This is a genomic window from Photorhabdus sp. S10-54, from assembly GCF_963878145.1.
GTDB classification, from domain to species: domain Bacteria; phylum Pseudomonadota; class Gammaproteobacteria; order Enterobacterales; family Enterobacteriaceae; genus Photorhabdus; species Photorhabdus kayaii.
Map to the genome: position 1 here is coordinate 204563 of NZ_CAWNXG010000002.1, position 16232 is coordinate 220794.

General features: G+C 39.8%; 13 protein-coding genes, 1 tRNA gene, 1 other RNA gene and 2 pseudogenes. 5 read left to right on the plus strand and 12 right to left on the minus strand.

The genetic code is table 11. The features are described from left to right. Nucleotides 1-34 precede the first annotated feature (34 nt). The 4 genes from AACQ83_RS02180 to mazF all read left to right on the plus strand — a co-directional run bounded on the left by AACQ83_RS02180 (nt 35) and on the right by mazF (nt 1217). Nucleotides 35-124: transfer RNA gene (locus AACQ83_RS02180), tRNA-Ser, on the plus strand. 48 nt (nt 125-172) lie between these two features. After that, nucleotides 173-296, plus strand: a non-coding RNA gene (locus tag AACQ83_RS02185) — RtT sRNA. Between the two features lie 342 nt (nt 297-638). Then, the gene (locus AACQ83_RS02190) at nt 639-884 is read left to right on the plus strand and encodes an AbrB/MazE/SpoVT family DNA-binding domain-containing protein (RefSeq protein ID WP_112876081.1); all 246 of its coding nucleotides are present in this window, start codon (nt 639-641) and stop codon (nt 882-884) included. Then, nucleotides 885-1217, plus strand: coding sequence for an endoribonuclease MazF (mazF, locus tag AACQ83_RS02195; protein ID WP_205068643.1), 333 nt, complete (start codon nt 885-887; stop codon nt 1215-1217). Nucleotides 1218-1577: 360 nt separating this feature from the next. Here mazF and luxE read toward each other — a convergent pair whose 3' ends face one another. The 9 genes from luxE to AACQ83_RS02240 all read right to left on the minus strand — a co-directional run bounded on the left by luxE (nt 1578) and on the right by AACQ83_RS02240 (nt 12096). Further along, complete coding sequence (gene luxE / locus AACQ83_RS02200; RefSeq protein ID WP_112876082.1) at nt 1578-2690, minus strand: long-chain-fatty-acid--protein ligase LuxE; 1113 nt, start codon at nt 2688-2690, stop codon at nt 1578-1580. 62 nt (nt 2691-2752) lie between these two features. Beyond that, the gene (gene luxB, locus AACQ83_RS02205) at nt 2753-3727 is read right to left on the minus strand and encodes a luciferase subunit beta (RefSeq protein ID WP_112876083.1); all 975 of its coding nucleotides are present in this window, start codon (nt 3725-3727) and stop codon (nt 2753-2755) included. Between the two features lie 14 nt (nt 3728-3741). Then, entirely contained in the window at nt 3742-4824 is a 1083-nt protein-coding gene (gene luxA, locus AACQ83_RS02210; protein WP_112876084.1) for a luciferase subunit alpha, read from the minus strand. A gap of 182 nt (nt 4825-5006) precedes the next feature. After that, complete coding sequence (locus tag AACQ83_RS02215; RefSeq protein ID WP_112876085.1) at nt 5007-5930, minus strand: acyl transferase; 924 nt, start codon at nt 5928-5930, stop codon at nt 5007-5009. A 12-nt stretch (nt 5931-5942) separates the two neighbouring features. Further along, nucleotides 5943-7385 carry a long-chain-fatty-acyl-CoA reductase LuxC gene (luxC, locus tag AACQ83_RS02220; protein ID WP_112876086.1) on the minus strand — a complete coding sequence of 481 codons (1443 nt, stop codon included), beginning with the start codon at nt 7383-7385 and terminating at the stop codon, nt 5943-5945. A gap of 542 nt (nt 7386-7927) precedes the next feature. Beyond that, on the minus strand, nt 7928-8392 hold the full coding sequence (locus AACQ83_RS02225) for a type II toxin-antitoxin system PemK/MazF family toxin (RefSeq protein ID WP_240000676.1): 465 nt from the start codon (nt 8390-8392) through the stop codon (nt 7928-7930). Further along, a complete protein-coding gene (locus AACQ83_RS02230; protein WP_112876088.1) occupies nt 8364-8648 on the minus strand; it encodes a hypothetical protein in 285 nt (94 codons plus the stop codon). The genes AACQ83_RS02225 and AACQ83_RS02230 overlap by 29 nt, the downstream gene beginning before the upstream one ends. Before the next feature lie 512 nt (nt 8649-9160). Next, nucleotides 9161-10912, minus strand: coding sequence for a carbamoyltransferase family protein (locus AACQ83_RS02235; protein WP_112876089.1), 1752 nt, complete (start codon nt 10910-10912; stop codon nt 9161-9163). 491 nt (nt 10913-11403) lie between these two features. Continuing rightward, a complete protein-coding gene (locus AACQ83_RS02240; RefSeq protein ID WP_112876090.1) occupies nt 11404-12096 on the minus strand; it encodes an SDR family NAD(P)-dependent oxidoreductase in 693 nt (230 codons plus the stop codon). A gap of 699 nt (nt 12097-12795) precedes the next feature. Here AACQ83_RS02240 and dauA point away from each other — a divergent pair. Beyond that, entirely contained in the window at nt 12796-14511 is a 1716-nt protein-coding gene (gene dauA / locus AACQ83_RS02245) for a C4-dicarboxylic acid transporter DauA (protein WP_112876091.1), read from the plus strand. 135 nt (nt 14512-14646) lie between these two features. On the opposite strand, the gene kdsA is transcribed toward dauA, so the two are convergent. From kdsA to AACQ83_RS02260, 3 genes and pseudogenes are all read right to left on the minus strand, one after another. Beyond that, nucleotides 14647-15501 (minus strand): 3-deoxy-8-phosphooctulonate synthase, encoded by an 855-nt coding sequence (gene kdsA, locus AACQ83_RS02250; protein ID WP_112876092.1) that lies wholly within the window; start codon nt 15499-15501, stop codon nt 14647-14649. A gap of 98 nt (nt 15502-15599) precedes the next feature. Then, nucleotides 15600-16100: pseudogene (locus AACQ83_RS02255) on the minus strand (tetratricopeptide repeat protein); the annotation flags it as partial. A 45-nt stretch (nt 16101-16145) separates the two neighbouring features. Continuing rightward, nucleotides 16146-16232, minus strand: a pseudogene (locus AACQ83_RS02260) (RNA-guided endonuclease InsQ/TnpB family protein); the annotation flags it as partial.

Below are 16232 nucleotides of genomic sequence, written 5' to 3' on the forward strand. Positions count from 1 at the left end.
CAATGTTAGACAAAGTTGCTGGAATGAAAAAAATGGTGAGGTGTCCGAGAGGCTGAAGGAGCACGCCTGGAAAGTGTGTATACGTGAAAACGTATCGAGGGTTCGAATCCCTCCCTCACCGCCAGAATTGAAAGAAAGCTCAGGTTAAATACCTGGTTTTTTTTGCTTACATATACCCCTGATGCAGGGAGGGTCGAGAACCCTCGACCAGGGTTCGACAAAACGGCTTGCCGTTTTGGACCGCCAACGGCGGCCCGTAGGGTGAGCGCAGCGAATCCATCCCTCCCTCACCGCCAGAATTGAAGAGAAGCTCAGGTTTACCACCTGGGCTTTTTTCTTGTATATACCCTTGAGTTAGACACCAAGTCATACATAGGAGTGCAGTTTTTTATAGGATATTTGTTGGAACTCAAATTAGCCGCTGTTCACTATCATTGGGCTGGATGAATTAACTCTCTAAATCTAACTGTTATAGGGATTTTTCGACTGAAGCCCAACCTTATGAAAACACACGCTAACCACATTATTACCCTGAATCACTATCATTCATCTTACATATTGTATCAACAATGTTGATTTTTTATCCAGAAATGTACATTATATACATTGAAGATACATACTTATGGAGAGAATAAATCATGCCTCAAGTGACTATTAAAAAATGGGGAAATAGCCCATCAGTAAGGCTGCCCATAGCTGTTATGAAAATGGCGTCTTTAAGTGTTGATGATACCGTTAATATTTCTGTAGAAGATGGAAAAGTAGTTATTGTTCCTGTCAAAGCAAAAGAATATAACCTTGATGCGTTATTGGCTGGCGTAAAAGATGAAAATATTCATACTGAGGTAGATTTCGGCGCACCCGTAGGAAAGGAAATATTATAAGTGATTAATCGCTATATTCCTGATATGGGAGATATTATTTGGCTTGATTTTGACCCGCAAACGGGGCGTGAACATGCCGGACATCGCCCCGCTCTTGTACTAAGTCCTGCGGCTTATAACGGTCGAATAGGGCTGATGCTATGTTGCCCTATGACAACAAAAATTAAAGATTATCCCTTTGAGGTTGTAATTAGTAGAAACCCCGACAGTGTTGTGCTTTCCGATCAAGTAAAAAGCCTTGACTGGAGGAAACGTAACGCCATAAAGAAAGGTAAAGTTTCTGATGATGTTTTAGCCGAGGTCAGAGCAAAAGCTAAAGCATTAATAGGGTGAATACCCATAAGTTCAGTTCAAAATAGGTACGGGGATTGAGACTGTAATTTAATTCTTCTCAACTAAAAACAAAATGGTACGCTTCGTAACATTTTGTTTTATATTTATGAGGACATTATCTTTACACCAATATTCATCATGCCAATATTCGTCAAAATATTTTTCAAAACCCATACTTTCAACATATTTTGATAAGGGTCGGCTACCGTGCTGTCATTTTTATCCAGTGTTTGGGGTTAGCTCATAAATATCCGGCCTTTTTACTTGTATATACCCCCAACGCCGGGAAAGTCGAGAACCCTAGAACAGGGTTCGACAAAACAGCAATATATTTACCTCGAAAGCATTGGGCAAAGGACATTAACTATCAAATGCTTCGGTTAAGCTTAAAGCACACCCTTTCTGTGCCCTCGTATTGACACGACGTAAAATTTCAACGAGCACGCCGGGATACTTACCATATTCTCTGCTAATTATCCCGACATCATCGGTAACAATAAATGCTGGGTAACTCGTTGATGACGCATCCATATAACTCATCAAACCCGGCGTTCCATCAGGTACAGGTTTCAATGTTTCAGGATCAAGCGCTCGCGCATATACCCACGGCGGAACACGTTTACGTTGCATCTCATCTTCAAAGAAACACGTGTTGAGTTCAACTTGATTAAATATATCGCGAATCTGACTAATATCACTGAGATTGAAAGTGTCGAATAAAAGATGATTAAAGTCGTTGCGTTTCAGGGATTCTTTTTCGTAACTTTTCCAGCCGCCCCCCGTTATGATATACAGACTTTTATCCCCAGAAAATGAGATATTTTTATCTTTCATATACTGGCAGAGCAAATAAATAAAGTATGGTGAACCGATAAGACAAATATCTTTCCCTTGATTTTTTATTCGTTCAAGACTATTCAATGTCTTAACAAAATCTATTCGCTCTTCTGTTACGGTAAATGTCGTGGGATATAATAATTCTACCAAGCTCATAACATATTTAAACCAAATGTTATGAGCATTAAATCTATCTGGCCCCAAGTTGACCAACTCCATTTGATGATCAAACCAACTACCAACATATTTCATGCCATAACTCACAGAGCCTAAGAGTCTCTCAATACTTAGTCTGTCACGCGCCACCTGACTTTTTAAACCACTCGTGCCACTACTGGTAAACCAACTTTCAATCTCGTTCTCCTGAGAAGTTAATAAGCGAGTAAACTTAAAAACTGATGTTGGGAATACAGGTATGTCATCAATTTCCGTAATATTATCATCTACTTTGTGTGCCTGACAGTAGTGACGGTATTCTTGACAATGTTTATAGTGATTACGAAATGCATCAAGCACAAGTTTGTTTCTGATTTTTTCCTGCTCATCGTAAGACCAGACTAATGGATCACTCGAAAAAATCAAATCATCAATTTCTGAGCTTGCTGTGATTTCTTGTTTATCAATATATGAAGTCATACCTGTTTTACCCCTCCCGATAATTTAGAGAGTATGGCAACATACACTGCCATACTCTTTTACTACATGTGGTACTTTTTAATATTATCATTAACAATATTGATTACGTTTTTTTGGCGCATCAAGTCATTCATTGGTTCAAAGGATAGCAATACACCTTTTGCACCACACTTTTCAATTGCCAGCTTAGCCGCAGCTATACATTCCGTATAATCTCCGACAGCGTTTTCTGTGATTATCTCTTCAAGTTTATTTTCGAGATTTTCATTAGGATACATTTCAAGAACATAATCACGGATAAATTCCCGTGTCTCTTGTTTAGCTTTCTTACTATCTTCGTTATAGTTAACCAATACCATTAACTGATGATCTATCACTGATAAGTCAATGCCATATTTATCAGCAACGGCTTTATACCTCTCAGCATATTCATATCTAACATCATTGGAGTCATCCCACTTAAAGATGAGAGGAATGCCTTTTTTAGCAGCCCACTCAACAATATGATGACTGGTTGCTGTGACATATCTCCGAGGCCCGCCTTGGGTATAAGCATGGGGGTTTACAGATATTTTAGGGAAACTATAAAAATCGTTATCGGGATTACAATAACCTGTTGTTAAAGCATCATTAATGATTTCATAACACTCTTCAAACAGTTGCTGTTGATATTCAACAGGGCGATTAAAAAGACGCATTTCATCTTTTTTTTCACAATCACTAAACCCTAAAATAAATCTCCCTTCGCTCAATTGATCCAATAAACAAGCCTCCTCCGCTATTCGGACAGGATGATGAGTTGTAATGATGTGATTCAATGAGCCAATTTTAATTTTTTCTGTTAAACCGAGCAAAAAACCAGAAACAGTCAGAGGAGCACCGACAATACCATTACCTGAAAAATGATTTTCATACACCAAAATCTGTTCAAAATTCAACGTGTCAACATGCTCCGTTATTTCCTGCATGCGAACTATACTTTGTTCTTGAGCAGTTGTTGAATTGATGAAGTTAAGGAAGAACAATCCAAATTTCATTTCTTTTTCCTTAGCTAATATAATAGCGATCGTTGTTTTTCTTTAAGAAACGGCATGACATCAGACTGGAAGAGCTTCATGGAGGCAATAATTTCGTCTACTGTTCCATTAGCTTCAAACCCACAACAGATATTTGATATTCCTGTGGCATCAATGTCTTTTTGAATTATGTCAATGCATTCCTGCGGGGTTCCCACGGGATTGATTTCATAACTGTAATCAATGCGGCGATTAGTATCTTTATGTCCTTTTAATACAAAGTCACGCCACTGCCCTTTATTGAAATCATAACCTCTTGTTTTGTCTGAATCATCAAAAATAGTCGTGGCATTCACATAAGAGTCATACCAATACCCTAGAAAATTCCGACAAATCTCTTTCGCTTTATTTGAGTCATGATCTACAGATGTTATATATGATAAGCAATGGTCGATATTATGAATATCGTGCCCATATTCTTGAGCCACCTCGTTATAGAGCTCAAGTTGTGCTTTCTTTTCGTTAGTATTTATAATCCAACTTAATATCATCGGTAAACCAAATTGAGCGGCCCATTCAGTAGTCGAGGCTGATTCAGCAACCACATAAACAGGTGCTCCACCTTTACTATATGCTGTCGGGTTTACTTTTACCTTATGGAACTTGATATGTTCATTATCAGCTTCCATATATCCCTCTGTCATTCCATTTTTTATCAACCCGTACCAGCATTCCGCTAAAGCGCGACTGTTATTCATATCTGTGCCAAATACGCGAAAGTCTTTGTTATAAAGCCCCCGACAAATACCAAACCGAAATCGTCCTTTTGACATTTGATCCAATAAATTCACATCTTCAAGTTGGCGCACTGGATGAGCTGTGGGAAGAACAATAGCCGCAGTCCCTACATTCAATTTTTTGGTTGCACCAAGTAAATACGCAGCAGCGACATAAGGGTTACCAAGCAAACCAAACTCCGTGAAATGGTGCTCCAGTAACCATACAGTATCAAAACCACACTCCTCAGAAATACGACCTAATTTAACCAAACGTTTCATTACTTCTGTTTGAGAAAATTGGGGGGGTTGGTATGTAAGCAAAAAGTTTCCAAATTTCATAGTGAGTCCTTATATTGCTATTTGAGTGATAGTATTAACCATACCCGTTATCTTTCAAGTTGCCTCTTTGTTGGCTGCACTCACTCACCCCGGTCACATCGTTATCTATACTCCCGGGGATTCGCTCCCTTGCCGTCGCGATACACCTTGAAATCCATAGGGTATATCTATCCCAATAGGTTTTAAGACAGCGAAATCGCTTGATTTTCAATCTCAATTTTCATTCGACGTTCATTGACTGTCGCAATAGTTAGATGTTCAAATGATGGTTCAATAATATCAACATCAATATCCAGACGATCATTATCCATCGCGATAGCGGCCTTCGTAACCGATTGATAAAAATTGCGTAAGACCACTAAGTTTTCACCCAAGTCATGAGAGCTTCCCAGCAAAGAATATATCTTGCATCGATTACTACGAATATTTGATAACAATGTGATAACTTCATCTTGCTTTACCCAATTGTCATTATTTGCAGTAAAAGCAATAAACGGTATATCAAGATACATCATGCTATTGATTGTAGAAGTTAAATCTTCCCAGCCAAAATCAAAGCAATCTCTCGCAAAGACTTCAGCACCCAATTTATGGCCTTCAAAATCCAGATTATTCGGCAGTTCATCAATGGGTAAACTGAGATAATCAAATCCTAAAGCTCTTTCAAGCGTATATCTTAAGTTAACAACACCGACCGCGGTGATTAAAAACGAAACATTAATTTCAGATAGACTTGCATAAACTATCCGTGCAGACAAGCTTGAAGCCAAAACACCACGGTTATTTATTTTTCGTGTATTTAACCAATCAACAACTGCTAATAGGCTCTGTTTTCCTATAGACATTGTAAATTCATCAATTGTCCCTGAACTCAACCCAACGTGGTGAAGTGAATCATAGCGAATCACATGAAACCCATTCTGCGATAAATATTCCGCCAGGCCAGCAAAATGATCCATCCTTCGGGCAAAGCCCGACGCAATAATAATGGTATTCTTTCTCTTTGAGCTGTTTTCTTCTGGCAGCGTTTCCCAAACATGAATTTTTTTATTTCCTTCAACACAAAGAACATGGTCGATGGTTTTATATTTGGATTTATTTTCCATACTTTTTACCTATTATGGGACAAATACAAGGAATTTATCTTCTTCCAGGAATCGAGTCTGTTCTATTTCAACAGCAACATCCTTAGCAGTATAGTTAGATGGCCTTTCATGAGAAATATATGTCACTAATCGTTGTAACGGTCTCATTCCATCATGAGATCCACCAACGCGAAATATGTTATTCATCCCTGCTTCTACAATCCTTTCTGCACCTTTTAGTGCTAATGCGTCTCGATATTTAAATGCTGATTCCCAAGGAAAAATAGATATGGTTTGCGTCTTATTTTTTTGAACATAAGGCAATATTTGCTCAATATTATCGACGTGATGAAGATACACACATCTGCCAAGTGGTTGATTAAATTCCACACCTGCATTTGATTCAATAATCATCCAACGTTGATGAATATCCACCTCTACTTTTAATCCAGCAAACAAGCTCTCTTTTTGGACTAAAGAATAGGCCGCCTTTTCATCAAAATCTTTTTTGGCGTTTGGTAATATATGCGCATATAGATTAAGTTTTTCTATCAACGCTAGCTTAAATTCTTCATAATGACTTCCCATGTAGTATATGTTTTGGGTGGAAAAACAAGCTCGCTGATCGTAAAAACAAATATCATGAGCCGCACCGGTAGCTGCTGATGTCAAGTCAACTGGGTCATCAATAATGCAAAAACTCTTCTTAGAACCAAATTTAATCACGTCAACATAAGGTGGCGCCTGTTCTACAGCCCAATTAATCGCATCTTCTCCTCCCCAAGCAACAATGACATCCGCATGTTGCATAATTTCTTTTGCGAGTGATGTATCCCCTTGATGTTGCCAATATACAACAGACAAAGAGCGCGTTATCGGGTGATTAGGGTCTACATCGATAAAGCTTAACGCTAATGCATGAGCTGTAAAAGGATCGGTTGATGATGTTTTTATAATACACTGATTCTTGGTTAAAATTGCGCGCAATATAGACATGATCCCAGATAATGGAACATTACCTGCCAACAGATGTACAGACTTACCTTTTGGGAAAGCCCTAATATAACTCTCATCCTGAGGTAGCCACTCATCCATGATATGGCGAGAACCAAGCTCATTATTTACAACATCATAAAGGCCACCTTTAGAACATAAAATCATAGATATCCAGTTGGCCTCTAGCTTTGCCATTTCTTCTGAATATCCCATATATTTTTTTAAGTCACGTATATATGTCCTGCGTCTTGAATATTCTTCATTTTTCCATCTTTGCCCTACCGTATAGAGAAAATTGACAATGTTATGCAACCGTAATTTATTATTTTCATTATAATCAATAATGTTTTTTACATGAGAATCATTCAATATTGGCAGGTAAACACTATTATCACCAAAGTCAATGGATTGCACTAAATCATCACTTTCAGGAAAGATTTCGACCTGGCCGTTAATAATGAATGAAATTTTTTTAGTCATATTTACCATCCATTTAATAGGGTAATTTCAACTTAAATTGTTGTTTAACCATCTTTGCAAACTGGTCGTACCAACTCTTACTTCTTGTATTTTTATATTAAGATAATGCAAGTAACAAAATATCCATAAAATTCAGATTCTGACTACCGGACTCCTGAGCTGTAAATTTCGTTAGGATTATGATAATAATATGAATTTTCTGCTCAAGGCTGTTAATGTGAATGAGTGGATCGTCAATATAATTTCTGCTCCAGTTTTAATACCTGTTAAAATAGCAAAGTAAAATTTTCATATCAACAAGATTTGTTAATGAAAAGTTTAAATTAAAAAAGTCACGCTCTTCTCTAATGTATGATAATACTTATGTAAATTATTAGCCTGAGTATTATTTCACAAATACCGATAGAAATAGATTGAATAGCAATCTAATTTTCACCGGCAGATTTTTAAAGAAGAGCTTAAATTCAAAATACTTGAGCTTTTTATTTGTATACGCCTACGATGGAGGGTTTATAACCCTCCAATTAAAACAATAAATCTAGCTACTTTTTGAGGCATGCTGCGGCTTGTCGCACAACATCGTAGTAGCTGGCTGGTAACGTCCCCATACGTGGCGTAACAGGGATTGGCAACGCACGCCAAGCTGGCGCGACTTCAAACCAGTTAGAATCATAAAACAGTTTTATTTCGTGGTTTAGATTGAATTTTGTGTCGTAAGCAAGACCTGTCAGTTCAAAATCTATGTCCGTTGTCTGAATAAGAAATTCGCCAGGGTAAATCTGATGGGTTTTCTGCGAGGTGCCGTAGACCACAATCACCGCGTGATCAGTCGGAGATACAGCAATTACTAACGCCGGTCGAGATTTCGGTCCCGGCGTCCCGAAGCTTTCAGGAAACCGACACCACACAATGCTGCCGATAGTGGCAAGGGGGATAAACCTGATCGTTTTGTGCTGCTGTGCCATCATTGCCTCTCGATCAGAACAGGCGTTGAGTAAAGTTATCATCCGCAATGTCGCTAGCGGCGCTCGCCTCACGGATGGCACAGATCTGCTCATTGCTCAATGGTCCGTCATCTTTCTCGTAGTGCGGTAGATACCGATCTGCAAAGTTGCGCAAGGCAAGGTGTGCGATCTCAGTTTTACTCATACCAGTGACTTTAACCAGTTCATCAAGCGTCCCGGCGCTGATCCCTGTGGGCGTATCCTGACTACGCAAGCGGATCAAGAAACTGGCTGTGGTTTTTCCTTGGGTATTGTGCATGGTGCGTTCTCCGAGTTATGCCAAAACAACGTATATCAATTCCATATCATGATAGCATATTGATATACCATTACCAAATCCCCATCACTTAATCAATTACCCTTCATTTTCCCAACTCTGGTGTAAGAATTTTTTTGCAAAAATAGACTCCCCGCTCATCCTTTCCAGAATTGAGTAAAATTGGATAGGACAAAAAAGCGAAAATGCTACCTCTGCACCAAAAAATGAAATCTCCGCAAAATATTAATTAACAACATTTCCCAACACCGATACAAGAGATTCAAACACAGATATTCCCTCACTCAAAACTTGCAAAAGTGTCTCATCAAGAAACTCAGCAGCTGCATATAAACGGTCAAAGAGCCGCCAGTAAAACAATCTTTGTTTTGCAAATAGACAGGATGTGTTTCTACATCATCAAATATCATCTCCAGATATTTTTTAAAATGACAAAGAAACACATTTGATCCCAAAATCAATTAACTGACATTTTAATCAGAAAGCCATCAGGGTTATTCTTTCCAGACAACAAACCCCTCAATATAAAGCTTATCCAGCGAAGTTTTCAAAAATGTTTCTATTGCAATTTCCGGTGACATAATAAGCGGCTGCCCCTGAATGTTAAATGAAGTATTCACCAGACAGCCATAACCGGTTATCTTCTGTACCTCTTTCAATAATCGCCAAAAAGTTGCGTTAAAAGTACGTTCAACAAGCTGAATACGCGCCGTTCCATCAGCATGAACAATACCAGACACCGGCCCCATCATTTCTGGTTTTACTTTGGCGGTGCAAAGCATATATCGAGTCGGCATTAAATTACGCGTCTCAAAAATAGTGTCGCAATCCTCATCCAAAATTGCCGGGGCAAATGGTCGGAAAGCCTCACGGAATTTCACTGTACTATTAATCCTATCCTTTATTCTTTCACCTGTTGGCAAAGCTAGAATCGAACGGTTGCCAAGTGCCCTCGGACCAAATTCCATTCGACCATGGAACCAGGCAATGATTTTATCTTCTGCGATATCTTTAGCCGCAGAAACAAAATAATCATCATTCAATCCCAAATAACGCCATTTCATTCCCGCATTGCCACCATGTCGGAATAATACATTGCGGACTTCATCGGTGGAGAAGCGTGGGCCAAGATAAGGATTAAAGCAAGGATCTACATCATTGTGGTAGCCACCAGCCACAAAAAGCGCAGCCCCCAAGGCCGAACCATCATCACCCGATGCCGGTTGGATAAAGACGTTTTCCAACCCATCAAGTTGACAAAGAACTTGGTTTGCTTTGCAGTTTAAAAATGATCCTCCAGCAAAACAGAGTGACGTTTCACCGGTTTTTTGCAGCCAATAGGTCACTAACTGTTTCAGCAACAGTGTAAATTTCTCCTGTAATCCAGCAGCAAAATCCTGATGAACATCCAGCAAAATGTTATCTTCACTTCTCGGTGTAAAACCAAACATATCGCTAAGTTGTGCCATTGCACCGGGAAAACCATATTCCGCATTGTCAAATGCTTGCGGTAACCAGTTTATCTGTATCGTTCCGCTCTCTGCATCGAATTGCGCTAATTCATTAAAAATATCGCGGTATCGCTCAGGGTTACCATACGCAGCAAGTCCCATGACTTTATATTCATCACTATTAAATACAAAACCAAGGAACCGGGTACAGATAGAATAAAATATTCCTAATGAAGAACTAATTGGCTGACTGTACAATTTCTGGAATTGCTGGCCTTTAGCAAGATAAACACTTAAAGATTCTATTTCGCCCATACCGTCTGAAATGACACATAGCGCAGACGGGAAGCCACTGGGATAAAAGGCTGATGCCGCATGAGCTAGATGGTGATCTACCCCCTGAAAACGTGATTCAATATTCTGCCATCCCTTATCAGCTAATGCATTAATCACGGTTTTTCCACTAAAAACCTCCTCGAATAACGCTTCATTAGACATGAAAAATCGGCGATAATTATCATAATTAAAACCGTGAGCAATAACCTGTATATCATCTTGCATAAGACCTGCTTCCGCTAAACAATAATTAATGGCATTAGCAGGAAACCGCCCTGTTCCTTTCTCTCCCGTAAAGCGCTCTTCCGCCGCCGCTGCAACAATTTTTCCATCAATAATCACACAGGCCGCACTATCGACTCCCTGGCAAATACGTTCGTCTAATTTACTTACCTCTGGATTATTCTCTCGCAGAAAACGTTGAGCATTAGGAAGGCCACTGATACCTAATATAACCATTTTCTTCACCTCCAAATTGTTATTTTTCTTTCATAAAAATTAAACGCTCCCGGGAATTCGCTCCATTTCCGTCGCGATGCATCTTGAAATTGCCTGCAACAATTACGCCTATTGAGATAGACTCTCATTTACCCAAAAAAAAATAACTCATAAACGATATAAAATAAAGATATCTGATAATCAGTTTCAGCTTCTATTCCAAATAGCGTAACCAACATTGGAATAATAACCAATAACCTTTTCTCATTAAAGCGATTGGCAATATTAGGCCAAGTGAAGAAATACATTTATTATAAATCCAACCCGCTATTCCAGCTAATTGATGAACGCATGCTTGCGGATCACGATTTATACCCGTCATCTTTCAAGTTGCCTCTTTGTTGGCGGCACTCACTCACCCCGGTCACATAGTTAGTTATCTATGCTCCCGGGGATTCGTTCCCTTGCCGTCGAGATGCATCTTGAAATCCATAGGGTATATAATATTGTTATTAACCACTTAATCCCCCATCAATGCAAAGAGATGTTCCTGTGATATAGGTTGATGTACTCAACGTCCCCACACAAAAACTGGCAATTTCATTAACACCTGCCATTCGTTTTAATGCAGTGCTTCTAGCGAATTCCATCTTCTTTTCTGGAGAAATATGACGCAACATACCACCATCAACATATCCCGGCATTACAGTGTAGGCCCTAACATTAAAACGACCGTAGTCATTAGAGATGTTTTTTACCAATGCATTCATGGCTGCTTTCGAACAAGAATAAGCGATGGCGCCTGTCTCTACACGTAAACTTGCCGTAGAAGAAATAAATTGCATCACGCCATTACGATTCTTCATAAAATGTGGCAGCAAATATTTTGCTACTCTTGCTGCACCAAATAAGTTGACATTAAAAACATCATGCCAACCCTCAATATCTTGAGCATGTAATAAGCCATCCAATGACATTGCCGGCGTATAAATAACCGCATCAATACATTTTATTTTTTCAATGGCAATGCTAATGGCTTCTCTAACACTGTTATCCGACATAACATCTAAATAAATTTCTTCATTACGCGGTTTACGTGAAGTGCCTAATACCTGATAACCACTTGCAACCGCATGCTGGCAAATTGCATTCCCAATTTCACTTGATGAACCAATAATAAGTATTTTGCTATCATATTTGTGCATTTAAACATTCCCACCTTATCTAAAAGATATTTTCCAACAGTAATCCCTACTTTAAATAAAGCATTCAGAATAAATATTATCTAAACAAAAAAACATTTTTAATTTATATATTATTAACGTATATATTTTTAGCTTACCTATTTTCAATTCACTTGTTCAATCTAATTCTATGAGTCACCCTAAATAATAGGGTGAGTTCTTATATCTGTCAAATTATTAATCTAATATTTAAGAGATATCAAAGCATTGGTTAAATTACACCCAAAAATTAAATAAAAAAATATTATGCGTAAAAACATTCAATACAGCTAGTTTAATTCAGTCATAATCAATACTTGTGGTGAATGCATAATTAATTATTTAACTTTCTAACAATAACAATTAAAAATTACAATCAATTATGTGAATCCAAATAGCTTCAATTTTAAAAATATTAATTAAATTCTTTATGAAGTTAATTCAATAATATTCACCAATAAGAATAGACACTTAATAGAATCGGTTTCAGCCTATTTTATGGTGATAAGAACACTATTCTCCCTTTTACTTTTCACTTTCCTGACGTTAAGCTATTAACATTAAGTTTGATCTATAGCGCTATCGCTTTGAACTAAAAGCACTATTTTTACAATTCGGTCTTGCAATTTGGTTGTAACAACCTTATTGCTTTTTCCCTCTATATTTTTGGTTTATGCACAGATGAAAACTCGTAGAATGAACGGTATACGGCCGTTTAGTGCTGTAATTGATGCTTGTTGGAAGGAATCTTACTCTTTTGCTCGTTTAACTAAAGATATTATTGCCGGTATTACTGTCGGTATTATCGCCATCCCGCTCGCGATGGCGCTAGCCATCGGGAGTGGTGTCGCGCCACAATATGGGCTTTACACCGCCGCAATTGCCGGGATAGTTATCGCGATAACCGGCGGTTCACGCTATAGTGTTTCCGGCCCTACCGCCGCTTTCGTTGTCATTCTCTATCCGGTCTCTCAACAATTTGGTCTGAGTGGTTTGCTCATTGCAACATTAATGTCAGGCATTATTTTGCTGGTGATGGGGTTAGCCCGCGTTGGTAAATTGATCGAGTATATTCCGCTACCCGTAACACTCGGTTTTACTTCTGGGATCGCGATAACTATCGCAACCATGCAAGTAAAAGATTTTTTTGGTCTGCAATTGGAACATATGCCAGAGAATTATATCAATAAGGTTGCGGTTCTGTTTCAAGCTCTGCCAACGCTGTATTTGAGTGATACGCTGATTGGCCTGACGACACTTGCCGTTCTGATTTATTGGCCTAAGCTTGGGCTGAAATTACCCGGGCATCTTCCTGCTCTCATTGCAGGAACTGCTGTAATGGGGATCATGAACTTATTCGATCAACATGTTGCTACTATTGGTTCTGAATTTAGTTATATATTGAATGACGGTACACAAGGACAAGGCATCCCACCCATCCTACCGCAATTTATTTTACCGTGGCATTTACCTGATATGGATGCTCATCAGGTTAATATCAGTTGGGCAACAATTTCAGCCCTATTACCCGCCGCCTTTTCAATGGCAATGTTAGGCGCGATTGAATCACTGCTTTGTGCCGTGGTTTTAGATGGTATGACCGGTAAGAAGCATCACTCAAACAGTGAATTGATTGGCCAAGGATTGGGAAATATTGTCGTGCCATTCTTCGGTGGTATTACAGCTACCGCCGCAATCGCCCGCTCAGCCGCAAATATCAGGGCCGGCGCGACATCACCGGTTTCAGCCATTGTTCACTCTCTGCTCGTCTTATTAACTTTACTGGCATTGGCGCCCATGCTTTCCTATCTTCCTCTGGCCGCTATGTCCGCCTTGTTGCTCATGGTCGCCTGGAATATGAGCGAAATACATAAAGTTATCGATCTGATCCGCCGTGCACCAAGGGATGACATTATTGTGCTGGTACTTTGTATGTCGCTCACCGTACTGTTTGACATGGTTATCGCTATTACGATTGGTATCGTATTAGCTTCACTGCTGTTTATGCGTCGGATAGCCAATATGACTCGCATCAGTCAATTGCCACAAACAAATGTCGATAAAGCTCTGCTGGTTGTTCGTATCAATGGCCCGCTATTCTTTGCCGCCGCTGAACGTATCTTCACAGAATTAAAGGAAGAAAGCGCCAATTATCAGACAATCCTCATGCAATGGGATGCCGTGCCAGTACTGGATGCGGGTGGGCTGCATGCTTTCCAACGTTTTATTGATGAAGTGGGTAAGGATAAATATATTGCTGTTTGTGATATTCCATTTCAGCCGTTAAAAACATTGGCCAGAGCCAGAATCCAGTTGGTTGAAAATCACCTTAGCTTCCATGCGACATTACCACGAGCAATGGAAGAGTTGAATTTCAATGGCAAAATGGATAGCTGAAATTGCCAGATAAAAGTTTGCTAGCTCTGTTTCCAATAACTCTTTTTTTTAAAATCATGGCGCTGTAAACCAGCGCCAAATCTATTCATCACCAAATCTCGTCATCATTTGATGTCATGGCATCAAAAAGCCACTTTATTTACTGGTATCCAGTTGAGGGAAGCTTTTCACCACATCATCAATTGCTTTCATCTGGCTCAAAAATAGTTCAAGTTTTGCCAACGGCAATGCTGATGGACCATCACACCTCGCATTCGCAGGATCAGGATGAGCTTCAAGGAACAGGCCAGCAATGCCGACTGCCATTCCCGCACGCGCCAGTTCAGCAACCTGAGCACGACGACCACCAGACGCAGCACCAAATGGATCGCGGCATTGGAGTGAATGGGTGACATCAAAAATGACCGGATGCCCCCCCGTCGCCTGAGCCATAACATTGAAGCCCAACATATCCACCACCAAATTGTCATAACCAAAGTTGCTGCCACGGTCACATAAGATCACCTGATCGTTGCCGCCTTCTTTGAATTTATCCACAATATTTCCCATCTGACCCGGGCTAATAAACTGGGGTTTTTTAACGTTGATTACCGCGCCGGTACGCGCCATCGCCTCAACTAAATCAGTCTGACGCGCCAGAAATGCTGGCAGTTGGATAACATCAACCACTTCCGCCACTGGCTGGGCCTGTGCCGACTCATGCACGTCAGTGATGATTTTCACACCGAAAGTTTGTTTCAATTCCTGAAAAATCTTCATTCCCTCTTCCAGACCGGGGCCGCGGTAAGAGTGAATTGATGATCGGTTTGCTTTATCAAAGGAGGCTTTGAAAACATAAGGAATGCCCAATTTTTGTGTCACTGTCACATAGTGCTCACAAATACTCATGGCCAAATCCCGTGACTCAAGGACATTCATACCACCAAAGAGAACAAACGGTAGATCATTCGCGACCTTGATATCACCAATATGAACCACTTTCTGTTGCATACTTATACCTTCCGTTAGGGACCAATAAATTAATGAGATAAATCAGTGCAGTGCGCTATTCATCAGTGCAAAACAATATTTCAATACAAAACAATATTTCAATGTAAAACAAGGCATTGCTGCTGAATGGCGTATATCTGCATTCTGACCATTTCTGCCACCGGGTCCTCCGGGCAGTGCTCCACAAAATAATTTAAATCAGAAACCGCAATATGATTACAATCAAGTTCCGCATAAATCAGCCCCCTATCACGTATTTCATAGGGGTTATCGGGATCAAATATCAGCACAGCTTCACTCGTTCTCAGTGCCAGTTCCATTTGCCCTTCGTCCATTAACGCGACTTTTATTGTATCCAGCACTTTACGTACAATGCTGGCGTTATCAGCTCCTTGCAAATCATCGGCTGCTAATTTAGCTGTCTGACTAATGTTACCTTTAAGCCACACATCAAGCACATATTCACTTAACGCTTCACCATTGAGTGGATTAATAAACCTCGCCGTGTTATCTGGATAATCAACACGCAAAATCAACTGTGTTGGAAAAACAACCGGCATAAACGGTAGCTCTAAAGCCTGAGCAATATGGATAAGAATTACCCGTGACTGCTCCCCGCCGTAAACGGCGAGGCTTCCCACTTCCTAGGCCGCAGCCGTCTGTGCGACGGATTTACGCAGGCCTCCATGGGCAGAAACGACGAGTCCCGCCGCCTGTAATTCAAATATGCC

Bases quoted from the DNA above. Each gene is read 5' to 3' on its own strand.
- AACQ83_RS02230 (WP_112876088.1), bottom strand. From the start codon at position 8,648: ATGCACAATACCCAAGGAAAAACCACAGCCAGTTTCTTGATCCGCTTG.
- luxB (WP_112876083.1), bottom strand. From the start codon at position 3,727: ATGAAATTTGGATTGTTCTTCCTTAACTTCATCAATTCAACAACTGCT.
- AACQ83_RS02190 (WP_112876081.1), top strand. From the start codon at position 639: ATGCCTCAAGTGACTATTAAAAAATGGGGAAATAGCCCATCAGTAAGG.
- luxC (WP_112876086.1), bottom strand. From the start codon at position 7,385: ATGACTAAAAAAATTTCATTCATTATTAACGGCCAGGTCGAAATCTTT.
- AACQ83_RS02225 (WP_240000676.1), bottom strand. From the start codon at position 8,392: ATGATAACTTTACTCAACGCCTGTTCTGATCGAGAGGCAATGATGGCA.
- AACQ83_RS02235 (WP_112876089.1), bottom strand. From the start codon at position 10,912: ATGGTTATATTAGGTATCAGTGGCCTTCCTAATGCTCAACGTTTTCTG.
- AACQ83_RS02240 (WP_112876090.1), bottom strand. From the start codon at position 12,096: ATGCACAAATATGATAGCAAAATACTTATTATTGGTTCATCAAGTGAA.
- kdsA (WP_112876092.1), bottom strand. From the start codon at position 15,501: ATGCAACAGAAAGTGGTTCATATTGGTGATATCAAGGTCGCGAATGAT.
- AACQ83_RS02215 (WP_112876085.1), bottom strand. From the start codon at position 5,930: ATGGAAAATAAATCCAAATATAAAACCATCGACCATGTTCTTTGTGTT.
- luxE (WP_112876082.1), bottom strand. From the start codon at position 2,690: ATGACTTCATATATTGATAAACAAGAAATCACAGCAAGCTCAGAAATT.
- luxA (WP_112876084.1), bottom strand. From the start codon at position 4,824: ATGAAATTTGGAAACTTTTTGCTTACATACCAACCCCCCCAATTTTCT.
- dauA (WP_112876091.1), top strand. From the start codon at position 12,796: ATGAAAACTCGTAGAATGAACGGTATACGGCCGTTTAGTGCTGTAATT.